The following is a 25,819-nucleotide window of genomic DNA, read 5'->3' on the forward strand; positions in this document are numbered from 1 at the left end:
CGAAGTCACGTGAGGAACCCTCCGATCGCCTCGGCGATGTCCCCGGCGTGGGTCTCGAGCGCGAAGTGGCCGGTGTCGAGGAAGCGGACGTCGGCCTCGGGCAGGTCGCGCCGGAAGGCCTCGGCGCCGGCCGAGAGGAAGAACGGGTCGTTGCGGCCCCAGATCGCGAGCAGGGGCGGCCGGTTGGCGCGGAAGTACTCGTGGAACGCCGGGTAGCACGCCACGTTGCTCGCGTAGTCGAGGAGCAGGTCGAGCTGGACCGCGTCGGCGCCGGGGCGGGCGAGGTAGGCGTTGTCGAGCCCGTAGCCGTCGGGGCTCACCCGGGACCGATCGGTGACGCCCTCGGTGTACTGCCAGATCGTCGTCTGCGGCGCCAGCATGAACCGGAGCGCCTCGCGGTTGGCCGGGGACGGGTCGTGCCAGTACGAACGGATCGGTTTCCAGCCGTCGCTGAGGCCCTCCTCGTAGGCGTTGCCGTTCTGCGAGACGATCGCGGTGATGCGCTCGGGGTGGCGCAGCGCGAGCCGGAACCCGACCGGCGCGCCGTAGTCGAACACGTACAGCGCGAAGCGGGCGAGCCCGAGCCGCTCGGTCAGACCCTCGATGACGTCGGTGAGACGCTCGAAGGTGGGCCGCCCGATCGTGGGCGATTGCCCGAAGCCCGGCAGATCCGGCGCGATGAGGTGGTACCGGTCGGCGAGCAGCGGAATCAGCTCGCGGAACATGTGGCTCGCGGACGGAAAGCCGTGCAGGAGCAGCAGCGTGGGCGCGCCGGGCGGCCCGGCCTCCCGGTAGAAGACCGGCAGGCCGTCGACCTCGGCCGTGCGGTACCGGACGTCAGTCACGTCAGTCATCGACGCCAGCGTCCCCCGGGCGGGCAGGAGCCGGCGCCACCCGTACCGGACGAGGCCGGGTATGGGCCGCGCGGTGCCGGGAACCGCGCTCGGGCGCCTCCCGGCACGGCGGGTTCACACCGCCGCGGCCGCCCGCTCCGTCGCGGTGAACGGGGGCTGGCGCAGCAGCGCACGGCCGGGCCCGAGCAGCGTCGCCAGCACGATCCGCGGGCGGATCAGGCGATTCGCCGGCGCCGACAGCGTAAACACCTCGACCAGTTCGCGAGCCACTCCGGGCCGGCCGAGCGCGGTTCGCATGAGGCGGCTCTGGTACCGCCACATCGCCCGTTCGACCCGCGACGGCGCGGGACCACGCGCGCCGGGGAAGCGGATGTCGGTCCCGGTCGCATGGCCCCAGGCGTCCGCCGCTATGGACGCGAGCCGCCGTTGCACCTTGCGGGCCGCGCCGGATTGCAGTACCGGCACGGTGTCCAGCACGGCGGCGAGGGCCGCCGCGCCGTGCGCCGCGACCGTCATGCCGTGGCCGTAGACCGGGTTGTAGCTGGCGACCGCGTCACCCAGCACGACGAAGCCGTCCGGCCACCCGGCGAGCCGCTCGAAATGCCGGCGCCGGTTCGCGGTACTGTTCGTCACCGCGACCGGGCCGAGGGCTTCGGCGCCCGCGATGAGGTCGCCGACGATCGGGTGGCGCATGGACCGGGCGAAGCCGACGAACTCGCGTTCGTCCGCGGGGGGCTGGCCACCTCTGGTGCCCGACAGCGTCACCAGCCACTGGCCGTCCTCGATCGGCATCAGCGCGGCCGTCTGACCCGGACGGTCCTGCTCCGGATCGGCCTGAATGTTGACGATCGGAAACGCGGTCTCCGCACCCGCCGGTGCCTTGAACACCCGCGTCGCGTAGCGCAGCCCCGAGTCGACGACGTCCTCGTCGACGCTCGGCAGGCCCAGCGTGGCCAGCCAGTGCGGCGCCCGGGAACCGCGGCCGGTGGCATCGACCACGATTCCCGCGTCGAGCCGCCGCGTGCTGCCGTCGCGCAGATCACGCACCTCGACGCCGTCGACGCGCGCTGCGTCGCCGCACAGCGCGACGGCCTCCGTCTCGTCGGCGAGGCGCACCCCGGGCAGCGCCAGGACCTGCTCGCGGACCACCCAGTCGAGCAGCGCCCGGCTGCAGCTGACGACGAACTGGCCGGTTTCGCCGCGAGGGAGCCAGCCCTGCGGCAGCAGCATCACGTAGCCGTCGGGCAGTCCGATGCGGTGCGCCCCCGCGGCGCGCCATCGCTCGGTGGTGCCGGGCAGCAGCGCCTCGATCGCACGGGCACCGCTGGACATGAGCACGTGGGCGTGCCGCCCCTGCGGCAGGCCACGCCGCGGGTGCGGGCCGGCCGGCAGCCGGTCACGTTCCACGAGCACGACCTCACCGACATCGGCCGTTCGGGCCAGGGCGGCGGCCGCCAGCAGGCCGGCCATGCCGGCGCCGAGCACGACCGCGGGGGTCTTCGATGTCATCGAGCGTCCTTCCTTCTGTGAGGGACCCGCGGCTCTATCGCGGCGGTATCTCGTCACTCAGTTCCGAGGCGAGCTGGCGCAGTTGCCCGACCGTCCGGTCCCGGTGCTCTTCCAGCCAGGCGGTTCGCGCCGCTACGCAGATCGCCCCCGCGATCTGCCCGTACCTGCGCAGCGGTGCGGCGAGGGTGTCCCAGCCCGCGACCGGCGAGGGACCGTACGTGTAGCCGGCCTGCAGGATCGCGCGCTCGCGCTGGTCCGCCCGGCCCGGCAGGTGGCCCATCATGTGCGCTTCGATCAGCCGTCCCGCCGCGTCGACGGTGAGCGGCGCGCAGAAGACCATGTCGGTGGCGAGCAACCGTTCCGCGTCGCCGAGCAGCTCATCTCGTTCGGGAGCGAAATAGGCCAGGCAGTACCGCATCGGAGCGTCGAGGATGAGCGGGACGTACAGCAGCACCGGTTGCCCGGTCGCCTTCTGCAGGGCCGCCAAGCCGATCCGGATGCGCCGGGAGATCGCCAGCGACAGGCTCCCCGGCCCGGTCGCGTCCTGTGCGCCGTGCCGCGTCGCGGTGGCCGGCGCGGACACGACGGGCTGCGGGCCGGGCGATCCGGCGCGGACCGTGAGCGAGTACTGACCGCGCTGGGCCTTGGACACGGTACCGGCGCGGATCGCGGCCTGCAGGATGCGATGGGCGGTCGGTGTCGCGAGTCGGGCGCGGGCGGCGACGTCCCGGAGCCGGTGCGCCCCCGGGCCGAGCGACGCGAGCGCGTCGAGAAGTTCGAAGACCCGATCGTTGGAGGTACGTACGAGTTCTAGGCCGATCGTCACGTTGACGGTCTCCTCGCTGCTGTGCAGGTTCTCGGTGCGGCCGGGCGCGCACGGACCGCGTTGTCCGGCTGCGCGCGCCTGCCCAGGTGTCCGTCAGAACATGCCGTTGGGGACCCGCTGCGGGTCTGGCACCGGCTGCTCGACGTCCCAATGCTCGATCAGCTTGCCGTCCTGGACACGCCACAGGTCGACCACGGCCAGACCGGGGCCGTTGTCGTCGCGCAGCCGCAGATGATGATGCACGGCGACGAAGTCGCCGTCGGCGAGGATCCGCTTGACGTCGCTGGTGCCGCCCTTGAACGCGGCCTCGGCCAGGTGCGCCAGGTACGCCTCCCGGCCCGACGGCGCGTCCGGGCTGTGCTGCACGAATTCCTCGTGGACCGCCTCGGCGACCTCGTCGAGGCGGCCGTGCACGAAGTAGGACTCGTAGCAGCGGCGCAGGAGTTCACGGTTGGTCTCGGTGGTGCTCATTGTTGCTCCTAACTTGGGTGACGGTTTACCAATGGACCGGCAGCCGGCGCAGCCCGTGGAAGTCCAGGGCGTCGTTGAAGCTCAGCTGCTCGAGCGGCACGGCGAGGCGCATGCCGGGCAGCCGTTGCACCAGCCCGCTCAGCGCGCTGCGGATGGTGACGCGGGCGACGTTCTGCCCGATACAGGTGTGCGGTCCGAACCCGAACGCCAGGTGGTAGCGCGCCTCCGCACGGTCGGGGTCGAGCGTGCCCGGACCGGCGAAATGCCGCGGGTCGCCGTTGGCGCCCTGCAGGCTCAGGACGATGCCCTCGCCTTCGCGGATCACCGTGTCGCCGAGGGCGATGTCGGTTCCCGCCACCCGCGACAGCCCCAGCTGCACGATCGTGTGATGGCGCAGCAGTTCCTCGACGAGGTTCGGCCGCACCTCCGGCTCGTCGCGGAAGCGCCGCGCGAGGGATGGATGCAGCATGAAGCTCAGCGCGCTGAGCGAGGTCATGTTGGCGGAGGTGTGGTGCCCGGCGCCGAGCAGCAGCGTCAGGTTGTGGACGGCCTCCTGCTCGGTCAGCTCACCGGTGGCCACGTAGCGTCCGGTCAGCCGGCCGGTGAGGTCCGCGTCGGTGGGCTCACGCAGCCGCTGGGCCACGAGTTCGGTGACGAGCCCGACGATGGTGGCTCCCGCGTCGAGCTTCTGCTGCGCTGTGCTGGTGCCCGCGGAGAGCACGTGGGTGCTCTGCTCGAAGGTCGCGTGTGCCTCGTAGCTCAGACCGAGGATGTGGCAGATGAGCCGCGAGGCGACCGGCAGCGCGAACCCCTCGACCAGGTCGGCGGGCGCGTCAGGAGTATGCCGCCCAGCCGTGAGCCGGTCGAGCGACTCCCGCACGATCCGATCGACCACCGGCGTGAGCCGGGCAACGGAGGCGACCGAGAACTCCGGTCCGAGCATGCGGCGCAGCCGGGAGTGCGCAGGTCCGTCGAGCGCGATCAACGTCGTGTTCAGCGGCGGTACCTCGACCGCCGAGCCGAAGCGGGGACAGGCCGGCGCGCTCGTGTCGGAGCTCAGCGTCGCGTTCCGCAGCACGTTGCGCACGTCGTCGTAGCGGGTGACCAGCCAGGCGGGCCGTCCGTCCGGCAGCTTCACCCGGGTCGCCGGGCTCTCCTCCCGCCAGTCCGCGTACCGCGCGGGCACCAGGTCCGGAGCCTCACGAGCGGCCGGATACTCGTTCACGATCGCCTCCCGTCGCCGGTCCCATCGCGGGTCGCCGGCCCCGCGGTCGCGGCGGCCGTGTCCAGGCCGGCCGTCTCGAGTTCGGCGGCGAGGCGCAGCAGTCGCAGGTCGCTGTACGGCGCGCCGAGCAGTTGCAAGCCCACGGGCAGCCCGCCGGCGCTGCCGCAAGGCACCGCGACCGCGGGGCATCCGGCCATCGGCGCGAGGGTCGTCAGCGGCCAAGTGGCCGCACCCAGGCTCAGGTACGGCTCGTCCGGGTACGGGCTCGTCCCGTGCGGCAACGGCCACGGCCCGACCCCGAACACCGGCGTCACGAGGACGTCGAACCGGCCGAAGAACGTCTCCATCGCCGCCCGCAGCCCGGCCCGGCGACGCAGCGCGGACGCGACCTGGCCGGCCGGAATCGCCAGCCCGGCGGAAACCTCGGCGCGCAGGGCCGGGCCCAGCGCCGTGCCGTGCCGCTCGACCCGCTCGGCGTGCAACGCCACGGCTCGGTGCCCGAGCAGGATCAGACAGGCGTCGTGGACCCCGCGCACCGGCGGCACCGCCTCCTCGACCTGGTGACCCAGCCGGAGGAGGTCCGCCACGGCTCGAGCGCACGCCGCGGCGACCCCGTCCTCGACCCGCACGATGCCGCCGAGGTCCGGGCTGAACGCGATCCGCAGCCGGGCACCCGGCTCGGGCACCGGCAGGTCCTGCGACGCCATCACCCGCAGGAACAGCGCGGCGTCGGCGGCGGTGCGTGCCAGGGGTCCGTGCACCTCGAGCCCGGACGGATCGTCGTCGCGGTCGGTGGTGACGAGCCCCGGCGTGGGCCGCACCCCGACCATGCCGCAGAACGCGGCCGGGATGCGGATCGAACCGGCGGTGTCCGCGCCGTGGGCCAGCCACGCCTGGTGCGCGGCGACGGAGACCGCGGCGCCGCCACTGGACGCACCACACGACACGGATGGGTCGGCCGGATTCACGGTACGACCGCCGACCGGGCTGACGGTGTCGGCGCCGGCGCTGAACTCCGGCAGGTTCGTCTTGCCCACGATCACGCCGCCGGCGGCCTCGATACGCGTGACGAGCCGGTCCGAACGCCGTGGGACGTTGCCGCGATACGGTTCGGATCCGAAGGTCGTCGGCACCCCCTCGACGTCGACGACGTCCTTCACCGTGACCGGCAGCCCGGCGAGCGGGCCGTCGTTGCCGGATCGTCGCCGCCGGGCGCGGTCGACGCAGACCGCCGTCATCGCGTGCAGCCGCGGTTCGGTCTCGGCGATGCGGGCCTCGACGGCGTCGAGCAGCTCCGCCGGGCTCACCTCGCCGGAGCGCAGCGCCGCGATCGTCCGCACCGCGCCGGCCGCGAGCAGCTCATCCATCGGCTTGGCCGGTCACGGGCCAGTCGGCGTGCGCGGCGAGCTTGCCGTCCTGCCGGACCTCGGTGTGGAAGCCCTGCCGGGTGCGGCGCACCAGGACCTCGCCCGGCTGGTCGAGCTCGACGAAGCGGTGGAACCGCACCGCGAGGGTCATCGGCGCGAAGTACGGGTCGCCGGACTCCGCGACGACCGCCTGCCGCATCGCCTCGGTGAGCAGCATGCCGGGCGTGTGGTCGGTGGGGTTGTCGAAGAAGTTGGCGTGCGCGGCATCGATGTGCAGCAGATAGGCGCCGGGGCGTGATCCGGGCGCGATGACGACGTCACGCCGCAGTGCCCGCCCGACGCTCGCCGGCGGCACGGACGCCTCCGGTGCCGCGGCGGGCATCTTCACCTCCTGCGGGTCGCGGCCGCGCACCTTCAGGTACCGGTCGTTCGGCGGCACGATGACCCGGCCGCCGCCGCTCGCGACGAGGCGACCGTCCCGGAACAGCCGGCAGTCCATCGACGTCTGCAGAATCGCGTGACCCGTCGGCTCGATCCGGCCGGAGTCGATGGTGACGACGACCTCGGTCGGCCGATCGGTGACGCGCAGGCCCTCCGGGTCGGCGGTGTAGTGCGCCGCGCGCAGGATCTGCATCGTCGCCAGCGGCACATCGTCGACCACGTGGGCCAGCAGCAGCGCGCACTGCCGGAAGGTCTCCAGGACGAGGATCGGGTCGTGCCGCTGATGATCCAGGAGCGTGTAGTAGCCGCCCAGCCGTGGCCATACCGCACCGGCGGTGATCGACGTCGGGGTCTTCACCCAGCTGGTGATGAGCACGGTGGTCGTGTCGCCGCGGTCGACGAGCGCGCGCGGCACGGTGCTGTCGAACGTGATCTCCGCGGGCGGCGCGATGGTGTCGGCGGTCATGGGCTCTCCTCGATGCTGGCCGGGACGGTGGCGAAGATGCCCGTCGGCGGTGGCGGTGGCGGGTCCAGCTCGGCGCTGGTGATGATGCGGGTGAACCGGTCGCCGGTGCGACGCAGCAGGGCCGCGCTGCGGGGCGGCACCTCCACGCTCACCGTGCCTCCGTCGATCGCCCGGCGGACGGTGGCGTGCTCGGCCCCGAGGTTGAACACGAAGACCGAGCGCGCCGCGCCGTCGGGACCGGTGTGCACCAGGACGACGGCGGGATCGGTCGCCGGGTGCGCGTGCCGCGCCGCCGGCAGTATCCGCAGCAGCGGTGCCCGATCGCGCGTTGCGAGCGGGAACACCGGCAGCGGGTCGTGCGGGGTGCGCGGGGCTCCGCCGGCGCCCGTGAGGAGCACGACCAGGTGACCGGCGCGCCGGTGGTCGCGGATCAGCCCGGCCAGCCGCTCGCCGGGCCCGTCCGGCCCTACCGGCACGAGCCACGGCAGCGAACTGTGCTCGGCGTTCTCCTCGGTGAGGACCTCGATCTGGTACTGCTGCCGCTCCATCAGCTCGACGCAGAACTCGGCGGCGTCGCGCAGCGCGGGTCCGGCCGGTGCGGTCTCCTCCGGCCAAGCCTCGGACCGGGCGAGCGCCGAGGGCACCAGCAGCGCCAGGTCCGCGCTGAACGACTCCGGCAGCGGCGCGGCAGATCGGACGACGTCGCGCAGGGCGTGCAGTGCCGCGATGTTCGCGCCGGTGCCGCCGTCCTCGCGCAGTGGCGCACCGGGGCAGTAGGGCGGCGCGTAGTCGATCGGGTCGATGCCCTCCGCCAGCAGCGCCTGCGCGTCCAAGTCGATCGCCGCTCCCCAGTGCTCGGTGGCGCAGGCGGTGTAGACGCTGTAGGTCCGGGACTCCAGAGCGAGGGCCAGCAGCGCCTGGAACATGGCGTTGCCGGGCCGGTCGAAGGCCGGGTCGGTCCAGGTGAAGCCCCAGTTGTCCTCGACGTTGCTGTACCGGCGGGCGCGCACCCCGAACCAGTGCGACGCGAAGGCGCTGCGGCTGCGTGCGACGCTGCCGACCCAGCCGGTGTACCCCAGCGCGAACCCGATCCCGGCCAGCGGCGCGGTGCGCAGCAACCACGCCGCGGCGCCACCGGCCGCGCCGTCCAGCGCGGGCAACGGCAGGTTGACCGTCGCCGCCTGACGTACGGCCGGGGAGAGCCCCTCGGCCAGGTCGAGGTAGTGCCGACGCAGCACCGTGCCGCTGTGTTCGGCCCACGCCTCGCGCACTTCGACCGGCCACGTCGGCGGGTCGCCGGCGTCGGACCGGCCGGTGTCGCGCAGGAACGCCGCCACGGCCGGTGCGCTGAAATCGTGCGCGGTCACCGGCTGATTGGCGTCGCTGTAGATTCCCTCGTTGCCCAGCTGCACCGCCACGACCGGTCCGTGCGGCGCCAGCGCGGTCGCCAGGACGTGCCGTTCGACGGCACCGAGCCAGTGGCGGACCTCCTCGCGGTACAGCGGGCAGAACAGGCTCGGCAACGCGAGCCCCTGCGACGTCACCGCCCGGCCGCCCACGTCGAGCACCGCCGCGAACCGCGGATCGACGGTCGGGCTGACCCGGTCCGGCAGACCGCCGAGCTGCACCTCGGCGTGGATGAACGGCCCCGGCTTGAGCAGCACGCGCAGGCCGGCCGCGGCGGCGAGGTCGAGCAACCGCAGCAGGTCGCGCTGCTTGTCGCCGACGCCACGGAAGTCGTAGCGGTGCCGTGCGTACTCGTGGAAACGCCACGGGACGTAGCACGTGACGACATCGACGCCGGCCTCGGCGAGCGCGGCGAGGTTCGGCCCCCAGCGATCGGGGTCCGCCCGATAGTAGGGGTACTCGCCGAAGATCACCGGTCGTTCGTATCCGAACGGATATCCGGTGCTCATGCCGCGTCCCGCAGATCGATGACGACCTTCATGCCGGCGTACTGGTCGTGGTCGCCGCCGGCGGCCCCGATCGCGGCCAGGGCCTCGGTGAAGCGGTCGATGGGCACATGGTGGCTGATCAGGCCGGACAACGGCAGCCGGGATGCGAGGTCGACGGCCCGGTCGAACAGCAGGCTGTTGTAGTCGCCGGCGCCGATGACGCGTAGGCCTCGCTGCAGCAGCTCCAGCGGGCGCATCGTCCACGTGGCGCGGTCGTTGAACCCCATCACGACGATCCGGCCGAGGTTCGCCGCCAACTCCCATGCCTCCGCGGTCAACGATCCGACGCTGTCGACCACGAGCGACGCCGAACGCGCGGCGATGGCGCCCGGCTCCTCGACGCGCGCCGTGCAGCCGGGCACGGCGGCCAGGAACGCCTCGGCGACGGCGCGCCGGTACGGGTCGACCTCCACCACCCGCACCGCGGCGCCGAAGTGCCCGGCGACGAGGGCGACGAGCGTGCCGATCGGCCCGCCGCCCAGCACGGCGACCTCGTCGTCCGGGCGGATGGCGGCGGCCTCGAGATTGTTGAGCACACATGCGATCGGCTCGGCGAGCACGGCCTGGTCGTCCGACATCCCTTCCGGCACCAGGTGCAGGAACCGCTCCTCCAGCCGCATGAACCCGGCGAACGCGCCGTCGCGGTCGATGCCGATCTCGTTGCCCGCCTTGTTCAGGCAGAAGTTGAGCGCGCCACGGCGGCACCAGTGACACAGTCCGCAGTACAGCGTCGGGTTGATGATGACCCGATCGCCCTGCTTCAGCGTGGTGACACCGGCCCCGGTCTCGGCGACCTCGCCGACGGCCTCATGGCCCATCACCACACCGGCCTCCGCGTGGAACTTGCCGAGCAGCACGCCGCGATCGGTGCCGCAGATGCCGGTCTGCGTGATGCGGACGATGACGTCGTCGGGCGCGGCGCAGGCGGGCCGCTGCCGTTCGACGAGGCGCAGGCTTCGATCCTCTTGCAGGACAAGCGCTTTCACGGTGTACCTCCACTGACGGTGTTCCAGGTGATGGACGCAAGAAGCGCGGCGTGCAGCTGCGGCGTACTGGCCGCGACACAGGAACGCTGACTGGCGGGGTCCAGGGCGAGCAGCGGCATGGTGTCCAGCGAATCGCCGTAGGCATCGGTGATGACGACACCCGCACGACGGGCCAGATAGACGCTCGCCGCGATGTCGTACCCGAACAAGTGCAGGACGCTGCCCCGGCCGACCCGCCGGAACGCGGCCTCGGTCTCCGGGTGATCGCGCAGAATGCGGTTGCCTACGTCGACGAACGCGTCGAGCTGGCCGGTGATGATGCGCGTGATGGAGTACGACGCGCTGTTGAACAGGAACACCCCGCCGGTGTTGGCCGAGGCGTCGACCAGGTGACCGTAGGCGCCGCACATGAGCCGCATCGGGTGCCCGTTGAGCTCCATCGACCAGAACATCCGGGTCAGGTCGGTGTTCGGGCTCAAGCACGGCACCGGCCGGTCGTGTCCGCCCGTTCGCAGTCCGGTGTGGGTGTCCGCGTAGAACCACGCACCGGACTTGATCTCCAGGACGTGCGCGGCGATGACATCGCCGACGGTCGGGCGGCCTTCGCCCATCCGCGCCGCGGCGATGGAGACGGTGGCCATCTCCAGCCCGGCCGACGCGGGGCGGGTGCCGTCGATCGGGTCCACGACGAGCACGTGCTCGGGCTGGGGGCCGGTGGTTCGCAGCCCCTCGTCCTCCGTGTAGACGGCCACGGGCACCGGCGCGTGCCGCCACACGTACTCCCAGACCGCTTCCTCGGCCACCTTGTCGATGTCGAACTGGGCATCGCCGCCGGGCGAGTCGCCGTGCACACTGCGCCGGCGCTGCCCCTGTGCCATCAACGCGCTGCGCACCGCCGCCGCGGTGCCGGTCACGAGGTCCTTCACGCCACGACCTCCCGCAGCACCGTCTCGAACGCGTCGCAGATGTCGTCGGCCTGTTCGTGGGTGAGAATGAGCGGGGGCCGGATCTTCACGACGTTGCCGTAGCCGTACCGCGACGTACGCAGCAGCAGCCCGTGCCCCTGTCCGCGGCGGGCGACCTCGTTGGCCAGGTCTACGGCCGGTGCGCCGCCCGGCTGCACGAGCTCGATGCCGATCATGAGGCCGACACCACGCACATCGCCGATGACCGGCATCCGCCGCTGCAGGTCGCGCAGGCGCTGCATGATGTGTTCGCCGGTGGCGCGGACGTTCGCCAGGAACTCGGGTTGGTCGATGACCTCCAGGGCGGCCACAGCCGCCGCGGCGGCCAGCGTGTTCGCGCCATAGGTGAACGAGTGGTGGTGGGCGGGCAGCCCCGCGAGACGTTCGCCGGCCAGAATCCCGGCGATCTGCGCGCCGCTGCCGCCGAGGCCCTTGCCGACGGTGATGGCATCGGGCCGTACGCCGAAGTGCTCGGCGGCGAACATCCGCCCGGTGCGGCCGATGCCGGTCTGGATCTCGTCGAAGATGAGCAGGATGTCGTGCTCGTCGCAGAACTCGCGCAGGCGGGGCAGGTAGCCCTCGGGCGGCACGATGTTGCCGCCGTTGCCGGAGATCGGTTCCAGGATGATCGCCGCGACCTGTCCGCCGCTGGCGTACTCCAAGAAGTCGTCGATGCGTTCGACGCACATCAGCCCGCAGGTGTCGCGTCGCTGGCCGTAGAAGCAGCGCATGCAGTACGGGTCGGGGACCTGCAGCGAGCCCGGGTACAGCAGCGGGAACGGCGCCTTGCGGAAGGCGTTGCCCGACAGCGAGGTCGTCATCATCGTCTGGCCGTGGTGGCTGCGGAACAGCGAGATCACCTCGCCGCGGCCGGTGGCGTGCTGCGCCATCTTGATCGCGCCCTCGTTGGCCTCGGAGCCCCCGCCGACCTTCAGGTGGACCTTGACGAGGTTCGCCGGTGCGGCGGCGAGCAGTTGCCGCACGAGCGTGTTGACCGGCTCCGTCTGAAACGACGAGGTGACGTGCACGAGGCTCTCGGCCTGTTTCTGAATGGCCGCGACAACCGCGGGGTGCGAGTAGCCGAGACTGAGATTGAATGTCCCGGAGGCGCAGTCGATGTATCGGTTTCCGCCGTCGTCGTAGACGTAGATACCTTCACCCCGCACCATTATTATGTCACTGACCGGGTAGTAGATAGAGTCACTAATCGACCCAATCATTGACTCTCCTAAATTGTTTGACTCGCCGCCGAGACCGATCGAACCCGTCACCAATATTGACATCGATGCGCCTAGTGTCAATGGCGGATTGCTTTTGTTCCGCGACATGAAGGATGGAAAGCAAAACATTCCAACTCCCGAAAAATACGGAGCCATGTCGCCTGCCGCCCGGCGGCCTGCTCGCGACGGCGGCGCTGGATGATCTCCCGCCGCACCGGGCCACTACTTCCGCACCAGCGACGTACCGTTTCGCCTGACGGAAAATCCACGCGAAGGCCGGACGAGGGCCGCACGGATGCCGGCCATCGTCCGGCTCCCGCCACCAAGCGCCGATTGGGCAGCACGGTACGGTCAAGACGCGTCACAGCCGACATTGGCCGTCGACGATGCCGGAATACTAACGACGGCGCTCGCCCGACGCGGGCAAGCCACTGTGCGTTCAGCCCAGCGCCGCGACGAGGGCGCGGTCCACACCGTGCGCAATGCGCGGCGAATCGACACTGGGGGAACTTCGAGTCCTGGTCGACCAACGAGGTCGCAATCAACGACGTACGCTTGATGCGTGCCGCCGAGCACATGCACCCGCAACTTCCCGTCGTCCGCCGCCAACTCGGTGCGCTGCCCGCACAGGATCGGCGTGCTCGACGCCGTCGTGGGTGATCCGGCCGCTGGGACCGGTTCCGTGTAGGGCGGTGAGGTCGACGTGGCGCTGAAGACCGGCACGACGACGCGGGGGCGGTTGCGTATCTACCTTGGCGCGGCGCCCGGCGTCGGCAAGACCTACGCCATGCTGGCGGAGGGGCAACGCCGCCGAACGCGGGGTACCGACGTCGTGATCGGGTTCATCGAGCCACACGGCCGCAGGCTCACCGCGGCGATGGCCGATGGTCTGGAGCTGGTGCCCCGGCGTGAGGTCGAGTACCGGGGCGCCCGGCTCACCGAGATGGACCTCGACGCGGTGCTCGCCCGGCATCCGCAGGTCGCGCTCATCGACGAGCTGGCGCACACGAACGCTCCCGGCGGCCGCAACGCCAAGCGGTGGCAGGACGTCGAGGAGCTGCTCAACCACGGCGTCGACGTGGTCACCACGCTCAACATCCAGCATCTGGAGTCCCTGAACGACGTCGTGCGCCAGATCACCGGCATCACCCAGCACGAGACCCTGCCGGACTCGGTGGCGCGGCGCGCCGAGCAGGTCGAACTGGTCGACATGACGCCGGAGGCGCTGCGCCGGCGCATGGTGCACGGCAACGTCTACCCGCCGGACCGGATCGAGGCGGCGCTGACCCACTACTTCCGCCCCGGCAACCTCGCCGCCCTGCGCGAACTGGCCCTGCTGTGGGTGGCCGACCGGGTCGAGGAGTGCCTGCAGCGGTATCGCGCCGAGCACGGCATCGCCACCGGCTGGGAGACCCGCGAGCGAATCCTGGTCGCGCTCAGCGGGGGCCGCGAGGGCGAAACCCTCATCCGCCGGGCCGCCCGCATCGCCGAACGCATCCAGGGCGCCGAACTGCTCACGGTCCACGTCATCCCCAGCGGGGGCCTGACGCTGGGCAGCCAACCGGCGCTGGCCGCCCAGCGTGTGCTCGTCGAGTCGCTCGGCGGTCATTACCACCAGGTCGTGGGCGACGATGTGGCGAAGGCGATCCTGCAGTTCGCCCAGGCCGAGAACGCCACGCAGGTCGTCCTCGGCGCCAGCCGTACACCGTGGCCGATGTCGGCGCTGACCGGTGAAGGCGTGGGCGCCCGGGTCATCCGCCTGTCGGGGCCGATCGACGTCCACATGGTCGCGCACGAGCACGCGGCCGGCGCACCCGGGCTGCGGCTGCCACGCGCGGGCCGAGGGCGGGGTGCCCGGCAGTATCTCGCCGCGGTGGTCCTGGCGGTGCTGCTGCTGTCCGCCGTCACACTCGCCGGGCTGCAAACACGATTCACCCACTCCAGCGTCCTGCTGGGCTACCTGCTACCCGTGATCGTCGCGGCGCTGACCGGCGGCCTGTACGCGGCCACGGCAACGGCATTGGCGGCCGTGCTGCTGGCCGACTACTGGTTCATGGCGCCGCAGCACGCGTTGCTGCTCACCAGGCCGGACGACATCGCCGCGCTGGTCCTCTTCGTCGCGGTCGCGACGATCCTCGGCTGGGCGATCGACACCGCCACCCGGCAGACCCGCCGCGCCGTGCGCGCGTCGGCGGAGGCGGCCGCGCTCAGCTCGCTGGCCCGCGCCGCGCTGGGTGAGCCGAACCTGCCCGCCCAGGTGGAGCGTATCCGCCGGCTCTTCGCACTGGACGCGGTCAGCCTGCTCGGTCGGGAACCGACGGGCGCGTCGGGGCGGCCCTGGCAGGTGCTCGCCTCGGCCGGCGACCGCCCGCCGGAACTCCCCGACGAGGCCGACACGAGCGTCCCGGCGGGACAGTCGCTCACCCTCGCCGGGCGAGGCCGCGTCCTGGGCGACAACGACCAGCGGGTGCTGGTGGCGTGCGCCGCCCAGCTCGCCGCCTGCCGCGACCGCCAGCGGCTTGCCGCGCATGTCGCCAGCGCCGACCAGCAGATCGCCGCTGACCGGGCGCGCACCACGATGCTGCTGGCCACAGAACGGGAACTGCAGGAGCCACTGGCCCTGGTACGCGACACGCTCGACCGCCTCGCCACGGACGACCCGCTCAGCGTCCGGCAACGACGGGATCGGACCGCGGCCGGACGAGCCGGCCTCGACCACATCGCGGGCGTGCTCACCGACCTGCGGCACCTCGCACAGGCCAATGCGGGAGCACTGGACATCCACCTGCGCCCGGTCGAACTCGACGAGGTTCTGTCAGTGGCACTGGAAGACCTCGGCCCGGGAGGTCGCGACATCGCGGTGGACACCCCTGAAGACATGCCCGACGTCATCGCGGATGCCAACCTGCTCACCCGCGTGATCACCAGCCTCGCCTCCGATGTCCTGCGCCGCACCCCGCGGCCGGCGCAGGCCACGCTGAGCGTGCACGTGCTGCCCGATGGTCTCGCGATCGACGTCACCGGCGACGACCGGCGCCCACCGGCCGTGGACGAACGGCACACCCGGGCAACGCCCGGGACGATCGGTGTCGACTCTGTCCGCAGCATCCCGATGGACACCGCCCGTGCGCTCACCGAGGCCATGGGTGGCACACTGCGCCACCACGCCGCCCCTGGCGGCGCGCTCACCGTGAGCCTGACCCTGCCCACCGCCGCCACTTGATGACGCCGACGCGGGCAACCCTGGCCCCGCGCTTGCTCACGGTGCTGCGGCCGGCCGCGACGCCGCCGTCCCAGCGGATTCGTGCTCGACCCCTGCCGAGGCAGTATGCACGACGAGCACCGGCAGATGAGCGTGGTGCAACGCGGCCATCGCCACGCTGCCGAGCAGAATCTCACGAACGGCAGAGCGGCCGCGCGACCCGACGACCAGCACGGCCGCCGCGCGCTGCCGGGCGCATCCCGCCAGCGCCGCGGCAACCGAACGTCCGTGCGGCCCCTGCCCGCCGGCCAGCCGCAGCCGCGCCGCCACTCGGTTGCCCGCCGGCGGCGACTGTGCTGCCTCGCCGGTGACCTGACCGTCCTGCACTGTCGCCGGCAGCAGCGTCCGGGTCGGAAACAGCCGGCCCGCAGTCGCCAGCGCAGCCTGTGCCCCGGCGGAGTCGTCGTACCCGACGAGCACCGGTCCCTCGGCCAGGGCCGCGAATTCGTCGGTCACCAGCGGATACGGGACGACGAGGACGGGCCGGGACGCGTAGTGCACGACCATGTCCGACACGCTGCCCAGCACCGCTCGAGTGCCGCCGAGCCCGCGCGATCCGACCAGGGCGAGATCGGCGTCGACACGCTCGGCGAGTTCGGCGAACCGGAGTCCTTCCCCGCCGTAGCTGGACACGACGAGCGGTTCGGCAGTCCAACCGGCGGCCGCGGCGAGGGTGACGCCGACAGCCGCCATCCGGTCGGCCTCCCGTCGGCCCTCCCGCTCGACCGCCTCGACGAACTCGTCGACGTGCTCGGCACCGGCCCACAGCCGCTCGCGCAGGCTCGTGCTGCCGAACGGCGGCGTCCACAGGTGCGCCACCCACGCATACGCCTGCGGGAACAGCCGGGCGCCCGCCTCGATCGCCGCGGTCGCTGCCGGGGAACCGTCGTAACCGAGGATGATGCGGGTCGGCATCATCGCCTCCTCCTCGTCGGCCGGCAACCGGCGTCACGATCGTGGTCCCTCCGATCCCTGAGCACCACACGGGTGCGACACGCACGCTCTCCGTTTCGACGAGACCCACACCCGAGCGCGGCAGATTCGCCCGCCGAGGGTGACCGGCGGCGAGGCCCGCCTGTGCTCCCGGCGCCGCCCGACGGTCCGGCCACGCCCGGGCATGGGCGCGAGCGGCGCGGAAGCGTCAGGTCTGCCGGTCGTCGCGGGAGATCCCGGGAATCATCCGGTAGACGGCACCTTTGATCTTGTCCGGGTCGACCGGGTCGGTGGACAAGGTCGCGTGCAGGACGAGTCCTTCTATCAGAGCGTCGAGCGCCTCGGCGGTGTCGGGATCGAAGTGCCGCCGCAGCGACCGGCGGCTGCGTTCCATCCACGCCTGAGTCACCACGCGCAGCTGCGGATTGCGCGCCGCCGCGGCGTACAGCTCGTAGGTGAGCACGGCGCTTCTCTGGTTGTCGGCCAGGTCGGCCAGCATTGCCTCGACGACTCTCGCGCGGGCGTCGGCGCCGCGCTCGATGGCCGCCATCCGCGCTTCGAACGTTGCCGCCATCGTCTCCGCGAGGTGGGTGAAGGCAGACGTCAGAAGATCGTCGAGGCCGGTGAAGTGATAGGTGACCGAGCCCAGTGGCACATCGGCGGCCGCCGCCACCTGACGGTGCGTCGTGCCGGCGACGCCACGTTCGGCAATGACATCGAGCGTTGCTTCGACCAGCCGCTGCCGCCGGTCCGGCTCGTACCGGCGGCGTGCCCTACCGGGGGAACCGTGACCGGAGGTCATCGGTCGTGGACGGACCGAACGACGCGCGCCGGGTTGCCCACAACGACAACGCCGGCCGGGACATCTTTCGTGACGACCGCACCGGCCCCGACGATCGAGTCGTCGCCGATGGTGACGCCGGGACAGATCACCGCCATCCCGCCGATCCACACGTTGTCCCCGATCGTGATCGGCAACGCTGCTTCCCATTTGGCGCGACGCAGCTGCGGGTCAATCGGATGCGTCGGCGTCAGCAGCTGCACATTCGGCCCCATCAGCACATCCTGGCCGATACGGATCTGCGCCACGTCCAGGGCCATCAGCCCGAAGTTGATGAAGGTGCGGTCACCGACGTGCAGGTGGCTGCCGTAGTCGACGTGCAACGGCGGACGGATGTCCACATCGACGCCGACCGACCCGAGCAGCTGCTCCAGCAGCTTCCGGCGTGCGTCCGGGTCTTGTGGCTCGCTGTCGTTGAACGCCTTCGTCCGCACCATCGCCAGGCGCATCTCGGCTTCCAACTCCGGGTCGGCACCTCGGTACAGGTCACCGGCCAGCATGCGTTCCCGCATGGACCGCACGTCACCGTCAGCGGGATCAACGAACGTCATGCGTACGATCGTACACTCAGTGTACGACCGTACGCATCATCCCGCGCGCATCCCGTTCACGGCGCCACGCCCCGAGCGCTTCCGGCGCGCTCGTCGCGCCCGCGAATGCCCGGCGGAACCCTCTCCGACCCGTGTTATCGTTTTGCTAAATTCAAGACTCGAGGGGGCTACGTGTCGGAACTGGTTGTGGGACGGCCATCCCGGCTTCGGGTGGAGGGGCTGCGCAGCCCGCGTGGCCTGACGCTCCCCTCGCCACGGTTCTCCTGGTGGTTGCCGGCCGGCACGATCCACCAGGTGGCCTACCAACTCCAGGTGGGCGAATGGGATTCCGGTCGCGTCGAGTCCACGAGCAGCGTCCTGGTGGAGGCCGCGGGCCTTCGCCTGCGGAGCCTGCAGGACCTGAGCTGGCGGGTGCGCGTCTGGACAGACCTGGGCCAGAGCGACTGGTCCGAGCCGGAACGCTTCTGCACCGGGCTGCTCACGCTCACCGAGTGGGTCTCCGCCTGGATCGGTCCACATGAGACGATGCCCCTGCCGCCCGGCGGTCAGCGGCCCGCCTACTGGCTGAAGGGTGCGTTCGACCTCGACGTCGCCGTGCGGCGCGCGACACTGCTCGCCACGGCGCACGGCCTGTACGAGGCGTTCGTCAACGGCACCCGCGTGGGCGACCTGGAGCTGACTCCGGGCTCCACCGCCTACGCGCACCGCACGCAGGTCCAGTCCTACGACGTGACGCCGATGCTGCGCGTGGGCCGCAACGAGGTGTCGGCACTGCTCAGCGACGGCTGGTACCGGTCGGTGAGTCCGCACATGAGCATCGCCGACGGCTACGGCGCCCGGACCGCCTTCCTGGGGCAGCTGCACATCGAGCTCGAGGACGGCACGACGACGGTCTTCGGCACCGGCCCGGCCTGGCAGTGCGCCCCGAGCTCGGTCACCGCGGTCGAGCTGACCCGCGGGCAGCACCAGGACCAGCGCATCACGCCGTCGGACTGGCAGCCGGTGCTCCGCGCGGACCGCGACCACGACACGCTCGTCGGCCCGGTCGCACCACCCGTCCGGCAGGTCCAGGAACTGCCCGCCGCCGCGGTGCACAAGCTGCCGAACGGCACCCAGGTCGTCGACGTCGGGCAGAACATCAACGGCTGGCTGCGGCTGCGCGACGCGGGACCCGCCGGCAGCAAGGTCTCACTGGTGTACGGGGAGGCGCTGGATGCCGGCGGCGACGTCACGATCGAGCATCTGCACTTCGCGCACCTGGACGGCGTGGCGCAGACCGACTCGGTCATCTCCGCGGGGAGCAACGAGCCGTACGAGCCGCGGCACACCACCAAGGGATTCCGGTACGTCTCGATCACCGGCCACCCGCGCGACCTGGCCGCCGCGGACGTGACGGCCAAGGTCGTGCACAGCGACCTGGAACGGACCGGGCACTTCGCCTGCAGCAACGACGAGCTGAACCAGCTGCACGAGATCAGCGACTGGAGCTTCCGGGGCAACGCCTGCGACGTGCCCACGGACTGCCCGACGCGGGAACGAGCCGGCTGGACCGGCGACTGGCAGCTGTTCCTGCCGACCGCCGCCTTCCTCTACGACGTCGCCGGCTTCAACGCCAAGTGGCTGCATGACCTCGCCGCACAGCAGCACCCGTCCGGGGGCGTCCCCACGATCGTCCCGGACCGGCACGAGTCACTGCGCGACGAGTACCCGTTCGAAGCGGCGTTCTTCGCGACCGCGGCGGGTTGGGCGGATGCGGCCGCGCACGTGCCATGGCAGCACTGGCTCCACTACGAAGACCGCCGGCTGCTCGAACGGCTCTACCCCACGATGCTTCGCTGGGTGCGGCTCCAGGAGCGCATCGCCGGCGAGGAACGGCACGCCAGCCGGACCGGGGACCCGCAGCCACACGAGGCCTTCCTGCTCGACAGCCGGTTCCAGTTCGGCGAGTGGCTCGAACCGGACGACCCGGACGACGTGATCCAGTCGCTGATGCGCATGGAAACCGACATGGGGATCGTCGCCACCGCATACTTCTTCCGGTCCGCCCAGCAGGTTGCGGCGGCCGCGGCCGTGCTCGGCCGCGACGCCGACGCGCAGCGGTTTGCCGATCTCGCAGCGCGGATCCGGCACGCGTGGCAGATCGAGTACCTGGCCCCTGACGGGACGATCGCGCCGGGCACGCAGGCGAACTACGCGCGGGCGCTGGCCTTCGACCTGGTGCCGAGCGCGTTGCGCGCGGAGGTGGCCGCACATCTCGTCGCCGCCGTCCGCGCCGCCGGCACGCACGTGGGAACGGGGTTCCTGACGACGCCGATGTTGCTTCCGGTGCTTGCGGACACCGGACACCTCGACGTCGCGTACGAGCTGTTGCTGCAGCGGACGGAACCGTCCTGGCTGACCATGCTCGAGCGGGGAGCGACGACGGTCTGGGAGCGATGGGACGGGCTCGACGAGCACGGCGTCCCACGGGACTCGCTCAACCACTACAGCAAGGGCGCCGTGATCTCCTTCCTGCACACGCATGTGGCAGGCATTCGCCTGCTTCCGGATTTCCCGGCCTACCGGCGATTTCTGGTACAGCCTCACCCGGGCGGCGGCCTCACCTGGGCCCGAGCCCGGCTCGACACCCCCTACGGCCCGATCGAGTCGGCCTGGCAGCAGCAGGACGGCCGGCTGCACCTCAGCGTGACCGTCGCGCCCGGGACCACCGCCGAGGTGCGGCTGCCCGACGGAGCGCAGGTCGAACTGCAGCCCGGCCGGCACTCGCTCGTCAGCAACCTGCCGTAGACGCTGAATGGCGACCGGGTCGGTGCCGCACGGGGCCACCGACCCGGTCGCACCGGCGTCTACTCTGCTGCGCCGCCGGCGCGACCGACCGAGGAGAAGGCGCGACGCCGGTCCAGGTAGAGCTCGCGCGGGCCGGCGTGCACCCTCGGCCATGTTCAGCGCCCCCTCGGGAGCCATGCAGGCAAGGAAGTGCTTCCCCGTGGCCAGGACGTCGCCGGACGCCTGCAGTCCGCGCACGAACGCGACCCCGCACGCCATGGGTGGAGTTTAGCAGATCGCTAAATCCCGGAGATTCGGTCTACGGGCAGCCTGCCACTCGCCAGGACTGGTGAATGCTATTAGCGTAACGCTAATGTTCTCGAATGGTCCTCATTCCATCGCATCTGCGCTTCGAGCACCTGACCACCGCGCTGGGAACCAGCGAGTCACAGCCTCGTCTCTCGTGGCGGCTGCCGGAGGGCGCCGCTGCCCAGCATGCGTACGAGCTCGAGGTCGGCAGCTGGACCTCGGGCCGGCGGTGCTCACCCTCCCACCTGCTCGTCCCCTACGACGGCCCGCCGGTCCCGGCCCACACCCGGGTCGACTGGCGGGTGCGGGTCTGGACCGACCTCGGCGAGAGTCCATGGTCGGCGAGCGCCTGGTGGGAGACCGGGATGCTCGGGCCGGCCGACTGGACCGCCTCCTGGATCGCGCCCGCCGAGGACGAGCTCGCCCCACCCGGTGCGCGACGGGTGCACGTCGTCGGCACCGGTTTCCTCGTCCCGCCGGCGCACCGGGCCGCGCGCGTGTACGCGACCGCGCACGGGCTCTACGAGCTGTTCATCAACGGGCGGCGCGTCGACGACCAGGAGCTCACCCCGGGGTTCACCGCCTACCGCACGAACCTGCAGGTGCAGACCTTCGACGTCACCGACTACCTCAGGGCCGGCCGCAACCATGTCACCGCCCGTCTCGCGGACGGCTGGTTTCGAGGCCAGCTCGGCTACGCCAGGGACTTCGACTGCTTCGGCCAGCAGCTCGCCTTCCTGGCGGAGATCCACGTCGACGGCCAGGTGCTCGCGCGGACCGGCGAAGCGTGGCTGTCCCGGCCGACGAGCATCACGGCCGACCTCATCCAGGGCCAGTTCGTCGACCTTCGCGACGACAACGGTGACGGCTCCGAGCCTGCCGGGCCGGGCTGGCGACCGGTTCGACCGGTGAGGCACGACTACGGCCGGCTACGCAGCTCCGCCGCCCCCGGCGTCCGGCGCGTCGAGGCGCTCACGCCCACCGCCGTGACCCGGATCGGGCCGGCCCGCCACATCGTCGATCTCGGGCAGAACATCAACGGATGGGTACGGCTACGGCGGCTCGGCGAAGCGGGCACGCGCATCACGCTGACCCACGGTGAGCGCCTCGGCCCGTCGGGCGACGTCGACCTCGAGCACCTCAGGCCCGTCATTTCCGGCCGGGGCCCGGTGTTCCACGCCCTGGGCCAGGTGGACGAGGTTGTCTCAGCCGGCCGCGCCGGCGACGTGTTCGAGCCGCGGCTGACGACCCACGGGTTCCGCTACGTCCGGGTGGACGGACTCGCGGACGACCTGGCGGCAGCCGACGTCGACGGGATCGTCGTGCACTCGGACCTGCGACGCACCGGCTGGTTCTCGTGCGGCGACGATTGCCTCAACCGCCTGCACGAGGCCGCGGTCTGGAGCCTGCGCGGCAACATGTGCGACATCCCGACCGACTGCCCGCAGCGCGAGCGGTCCGGGTGGACCGGTGACTGGCAGCTGTACATGCCGACCGCGGCCTTCCTCTTCGACGTCGGCGGGTTCACCGCGAAGTGGCTGCGGGACCTGTGGGCGGACCAGTGGCCCGACGGCCGCGTGCCCAACGTGGTGCCGAACGGTCACGGGTCCGGCGGCGCGCACGACCCGACGCAGGCGTACCTCACCGGATCGGCCGGCTGGGGCGACGCCTCCGTCATCGTGCCCTGGTACATGTGGCGCATCTACGAGGACGTACGCCTCCTCGACGAGGCCTTCCCCTCGATGGTCGCCTGGGTCGACTGGGCGGCCGCGCAGGCACGCGACGGACGGCACCCGCGCCGCACCGGACCGGCCGAGCCGCACGAACGGTACCTGTGGGACACGGGATTCCAGTTCGGCGAGTGGACCGAGCCCGGCGAGGACCGGGTCGCCGTCTTCACGAAGCGCAACGACGCCTCGGACACAGCCACGGCGTATCTGTACCGCTCCGCGGCGCTGCTGTCGCAGATCGCCGAACGCCTCGGGCACGCCGCCGAGGCCGATCGCTACCGTCAGCTCGCCGGCGGCGCGCGTGACGCCTGGCGCCGCGAGTTCATCGGCGACGGCGGCCGCCTGCTTCCCGACACGCAGGCCAATCATGCGCGTGCCCTCGCCTTCGGCCTCGTCCCGGAGGCGCTGCGCGACCAGACGGCCGGCCGGTTGGCGGCGCTGGTGCGCGAGGCGGGCAACCACGTCGGCACCGGGTTCCTGGCCACACCGCTGCTGCTGCCGGCGCTGGCGGACTCGGGCCACGTCGACGTCGCCTACGACCTGCTGCTGCAGGACGAGGAGCCGTCCTGGTTGTACATGCTGGCGCAGGGGGCGACGACAATCTGGGAGAACTGGGCACCCGTGCGGGACGGCGACCCCGGCCAGGTGGGCGAGCCCATGTCGCTCAACCACTACAGCAAGGGCGCGGTCATCTCCTTTCTGCACGAGTACGTCGCCGGGGTCCGCCGCCTGCCCGACTCCCCCGGCTACCGGCGCTTCGAGGTCAGTCCGCGCCCCGGCGGCGGGCTGACATGGGCCCGGGCCGAGCACGACAGTCCATACGGGCGCATCGTGAGCGCGTGGGAGATCCGGGACGGTCGGTTCCTGCTGGACGTCACCGTGCCGCCGGGCACGACGGCGCGGGTGCGGCTGCCCGACGGGTCGGTACGTGACCAGTCACCCGGATCACGCGGGTACGCATGCCCGTGGCCCGGCCAACCCGGGCGGTGAAGCCTAGGAGGCGGGCTCCTGTTCGACCAGGCGCTGCTCGGAGTGCTCCAGCGTCGTCTTCTGCATCGCGGCCATGTCGGCCAGCACCGTCCTGGCCCCCCGGTGGAAGATCACCGCACCGATCGCGAGCGGTACGATCATCGAAGCGAACGCGACGGCGAACCCGGCGGTGTCGGCGAGGGCTCCGATGCCGACGATGATGAAGAAGGCCGGCAGCTCGTAGAACGTCGCGATGGCGAACCCGCTCGCGCGCAGCGCCGGTGGAGTCACCAGGGCGACCACGAGGGCCGGCCCGATGAGCAGCGGCGCGGCGAAGACCATGATGATGAGCACGCCGATCAGGTTGACGCTCACGTTCGGCGCGAAGCCCATCACGAGGTAGCCCACCGCCAGGGGCGGAATCGCAAGCCGGAACGAGCTGTACACGCGCCGGGGGTCCTGCCCCACCCACTTGCCGATCAGCACCAGCCCGAACACGTTGGCGACGCTCGCACCGGAGATGAGGAAGCCCAGCTGCGCCTCGTTGAAGCCGTAGCGCTCGCTGTACTGAATCGACAGCAGTGTCAGCAGCCCGGCGAACGACACCGTGACAAAGGGCACGCAGTGCAGGAGCGTCCGCAGGGTGGGGATGCGGCGCATGACGCGCCACGCCTCGCGCAACGAGACCGGGCGCTCCTCGACGTCGAGCACCTCGCCACTGCCGCCGGCGGCGATCCGCTCGAACCTTCCCCGGATCGGCTCGCGCAGCAGGCGGGCGGCGAGCGCGACGCAGACGACGAGCGGGACCGACATGATGACGAAGACGCTCCGCCAGCCGAACACGTAGCCCAGGCCGCCCGCGAGCAGCGGCACGAGGATTCCGGCGACCGTCGCGGCGCTGAGGTACAGACCCAGCACCTTCCCGCGATCGTCCGGCGCGTAGTAGTCCGACAGCAGGGACCGGTGCGTGGGGTCGTTGACCGTCTTGCCCAGTCCCGCCCCGAGGCGCGCGACGGCAAGCAGGGTGATGCCGCCCGCGAGGCCGGTGAGCAAGGTGAATCCCGCGCAGAGCGCGGCGCCGGTCAGGGCTATCGCCAGCCGTGACCGGCGGTCCGCCAGCCATCCGATCCACAGGCCGCCGAAGAATCCGACCGCCGCGCCGGCGCCGAACAACGACGTGACGCCCGAGATCGACAGGCCGAATTCGCGCTTGATCTCCGGCGTGAGCACGGAGAAGGCCGTGCCGTTCATCTCGTCCAGGATCTTCAAGGAGAAGAGCACCACGACCGGTGTCAGCCCTACCCCGCCGAATCGCTTCACGGCGTTCCTCTCGCCCGAGCCGGATTTAGCAATACGCTAACATGCTCGCAACACCGTTGTCACAGACCTACTTCGCGCGCAACCGGGTTCCGGCGTCGATGCGGATGACCTCGCCGTTGACGTAGTCGTTCACGAGCATCTCCACGACCAACCGCGCGAGCTCCGGGCTGCGCCCGAGCCGGCGTGGAAACAGCGTGTCCCGCGTCAGCGCCGCCTTGAACGCCTCCGGGTCCGGGTGCCCCTCGTAGATGGGCGTGTCGAAGAGACCGGGCGCCACACAGTTGACGCGCACGCCGATGGCGGCCAGGTCGCGCGCGAGGGGCAGCGTCAGGCCGCAGATGCCCGCCTTCGACGAGCCGTACGCGGTCTGCCCGGTCTGCCCGTCCATGGCGGCGATGGAGGCGATCGTGACGATCGCACCGCGCTGCCCGTCAGCGTCGACCGGCGCGAGCCGCGACATGGCGGTCGCGGCCAGCCGCGCGCAGTTGAACGTGCCGACCAGGTTGACGTCGACGATCCGCTTGAACTCCGCCAGGGACAGCGCGGAGTCGTACTTCCCGTCCCGCCCGATGGCGCGCCGGCTCGCGCCGATGCCGGCCGCGCACACCAACGTCCGCAGGGGCGCCAGCCCGGATGCCAGCTCGACCGCCGCGATCACCGCATCCTCGTCGGTCACATCGGCGTGCGCGTAATGCCCGGCAATCTCGCCGGCCACCTTCCGGCCACGGTCCCGTTGCAGGTCCACGATCACCACTGTCGCGCCCAGCCCGGCCAGCCGGCGTGCGGTGGCCTCGCCGAGCCCGGACGCCCCGCCCGTGACGACGGAAGCGGTACCTGTCAGGTCAGGCATCGC

General features: G+C 71.6%; 20 protein-coding genes. 4 read left to right on the plus strand and 16 right to left on the minus strand.

Annotation, left to right across the window (positions count from 1 at the left end; all coding sequences use genetic code 11):
- Positions 1-5: 5 nt before the first annotated feature.
- From AC6JBM_RS23590 to AC6JBM_RS23640, 11 genes are all read right to left on the minus strand, one after another.
- Positions 6-854 carry an alpha/beta fold hydrolase gene (locus AC6JBM_RS23590; RefSeq protein ID WP_497985743.1) on the minus strand — a complete coding sequence of 283 codons (849 nt, stop codon included), beginning with the start codon at positions 852-854 and terminating at the stop codon, positions 6-8.
- A gap of 114 nt (positions 855-968) precedes the next feature.
- The gene (locus AC6JBM_RS23595; protein WP_497985744.1) at positions 969-2,363 is read right to left on the minus strand and encodes an NAD(P)/FAD-dependent oxidoreductase; all 1,395 of its coding nucleotides are present in this window, start codon (positions 2,361-2,363) and stop codon (positions 969-971) included.
- Positions 2,364-2,397: 34 nt separating this feature from the next.
- Positions 2,398-3,189: a helix-turn-helix domain-containing protein gene (locus AC6JBM_RS23600; RefSeq protein ID WP_497985745.1), complete on the minus strand. Its 792-nt coding sequence runs from the start codon at positions 3,187-3,189 to the stop codon at positions 2,398-2,400.
- A 93-nt stretch (positions 3,190-3,282) separates the two neighbouring features.
- Positions 3,283-3,660, minus strand: coding sequence for a nuclear transport factor 2 family protein (locus AC6JBM_RS23605; RefSeq protein ID WP_497985746.1), 378 nt, complete (start codon positions 3,658-3,660; stop codon positions 3,283-3,285).
- Positions 3,661-3,685: 25 nt separating this feature from the next.
- On the minus strand, positions 3,686-4,885 hold the full coding sequence (locus AC6JBM_RS23610; RefSeq protein ID WP_497985747.1) for a cytochrome P450: 1,200 nt from the start codon (positions 4,883-4,885) through the stop codon (positions 3,686-3,688).
- Entirely contained in the window at positions 4,882-6,252 is a 1,371-nt protein-coding gene (locus tag AC6JBM_RS23615; RefSeq protein ID WP_497985748.1) for an amidase, read from the minus strand. Before AC6JBM_RS23615 ends, AC6JBM_RS23610 begins: the two co-directional genes overlap by 4 nt.
- On the minus strand, positions 6,245-7,159 hold the full coding sequence (locus AC6JBM_RS23620) for a ScbA/BarX family gamma-butyrolactone biosynthesis protein (protein ID WP_497985749.1): 915 nt from the start codon (positions 7,157-7,159) through the stop codon (positions 6,245-6,247). The genes AC6JBM_RS23615 and AC6JBM_RS23620 overlap by 8 nt, the downstream gene beginning before the upstream one ends.
- Positions 7,156-9,075, minus strand: a complete 1,920-nt coding sequence (locus AC6JBM_RS23625; RefSeq protein ID WP_497985750.1) for a beta-galactosidase — start codon at positions 9,073-9,075, stop codon at positions 7,156-7,158. Before AC6JBM_RS23625 ends, AC6JBM_RS23620 begins: the two co-directional genes overlap by 4 nt.
- Positions 9,072-10,100, minus strand: a complete 1,029-nt coding sequence (locus AC6JBM_RS23630) for a zinc-dependent alcohol dehydrogenase (protein ID WP_497985751.1) — start codon at positions 10,098-10,100, stop codon at positions 9,072-9,074. Before AC6JBM_RS23630 ends, AC6JBM_RS23625 begins: the two co-directional genes overlap by 4 nt.
- Positions 10,097-11,026, minus strand: a complete 930-nt coding sequence (locus AC6JBM_RS23635) for an inositol monophosphatase family protein (protein WP_497985752.1) — start codon at positions 11,024-11,026, stop codon at positions 10,097-10,099. Before AC6JBM_RS23635 ends, AC6JBM_RS23630 begins: the two co-directional genes overlap by 4 nt.
- Complete coding sequence (locus AC6JBM_RS23640) at positions 11,023-12,285, minus strand: aspartate aminotransferase family protein (RefSeq protein WP_497985753.1); 1,263 nt, start codon at positions 12,283-12,285, stop codon at positions 11,023-11,025. The genes AC6JBM_RS23635 and AC6JBM_RS23640 overlap by 4 nt, the downstream gene beginning before the upstream one ends.
- 562 nt (positions 12,286-12,847) lie before the next feature.
- On the opposite strand from AC6JBM_RS23640, the gene AC6JBM_RS23645 reads away from it, so the two are divergent.
- Positions 12,848-12,973 (plus strand): hypothetical protein, encoded by a 126-nt coding sequence (locus AC6JBM_RS23645; RefSeq protein ID WP_497985754.1) that lies wholly within the window; start codon positions 12,848-12,850, stop codon positions 12,971-12,973.
- Between the two features lie 15 nt (positions 12,974-12,988).
- Positions 12,989-15,508 carry a sensor histidine kinase gene (locus tag AC6JBM_RS23650; RefSeq protein WP_497985755.1) on the plus strand — a complete coding sequence of 840 codons (2,520 nt, stop codon included), beginning with the start codon at positions 12,989-12,991 and terminating at the stop codon, positions 15,506-15,508.
- Positions 15,509-15,544: 36 nt separating this feature from the next.
- Here AC6JBM_RS23650 and AC6JBM_RS23655 read toward each other — a convergent pair whose 3' ends face one another.
- The 3 genes from AC6JBM_RS23655 to AC6JBM_RS23665 all read right to left on the minus strand — a co-directional run bounded on the left by AC6JBM_RS23655 (position 15,545) and on the right by AC6JBM_RS23665 (position 17,872).
- Positions 15,545-16,465, minus strand: coding sequence for a universal stress protein (locus tag AC6JBM_RS23655; protein ID WP_497985756.1), 921 nt, complete (start codon positions 16,463-16,465; stop codon positions 15,545-15,547).
- Positions 16,466-16,688: 223 nt separating this feature from the next.
- Positions 16,689-17,282: a TetR/AcrR family transcriptional regulator gene (locus AC6JBM_RS23660; protein ID WP_497985757.1), complete on the minus strand. Its 594-nt coding sequence runs from the start codon at positions 17,280-17,282 to the stop codon at positions 16,689-16,691.
- Entirely contained in the window at positions 17,279-17,872 is a 594-nt protein-coding gene (locus AC6JBM_RS23665; RefSeq protein ID WP_497985758.1) for a sugar O-acetyltransferase, read from the minus strand. Before AC6JBM_RS23665 ends, AC6JBM_RS23660 begins: the two co-directional genes overlap by 4 nt.
- 210 nt (positions 17,873-18,082) lie before the next feature.
- Here AC6JBM_RS23665 and AC6JBM_RS23670 point away from each other — a divergent pair, with 210 nt between their 5' ends.
- The gene (locus tag AC6JBM_RS23670) at positions 18,083-20,659 is read left to right on the plus strand and encodes a family 78 glycoside hydrolase catalytic domain (RefSeq protein ID WP_497986516.1); all 2,577 of its coding nucleotides are present in this window, start codon (positions 18,083-18,085) and stop codon (positions 20,657-20,659) included.
- A gap of 362 nt (positions 20,660-21,021) precedes the next feature.
- Positions 21,022-23,667: a family 78 glycoside hydrolase catalytic domain gene (locus AC6JBM_RS23675; RefSeq protein WP_497985759.1), complete on the plus strand. Its 2,646-nt coding sequence runs from the start codon at positions 21,022-21,024 to the stop codon at positions 23,665-23,667.
- Between the two features lie 3 nt (positions 23,668-23,670).
- On the opposite strand, the gene AC6JBM_RS23680 is transcribed toward AC6JBM_RS23675, so the two are convergent.
- Both AC6JBM_RS23680 and AC6JBM_RS23685 read right to left on the minus strand, forming a co-directional pair.
- The gene (locus AC6JBM_RS23680; RefSeq protein WP_497985760.1) at positions 23,671-24,966 is read right to left on the minus strand and encodes an MFS transporter; all 1,296 of its coding nucleotides are present in this window, start codon (positions 24,964-24,966) and stop codon (positions 23,671-23,673) included.
- Between the two features lie 67 nt (positions 24,967-25,033).
- The gene (locus AC6JBM_RS23685) at positions 25,034-25,816 is read right to left on the minus strand and encodes an SDR family NAD(P)-dependent oxidoreductase (RefSeq protein ID WP_497985761.1); all 783 of its coding nucleotides are present in this window, start codon (positions 25,814-25,816) and stop codon (positions 25,034-25,036) included.
- Between the last annotated feature and the right edge of the window lie 3 nt (positions 25,817-25,819).

It is taken from the genome of Dactylosporangium thailandense, from assembly GCF_059739745.1.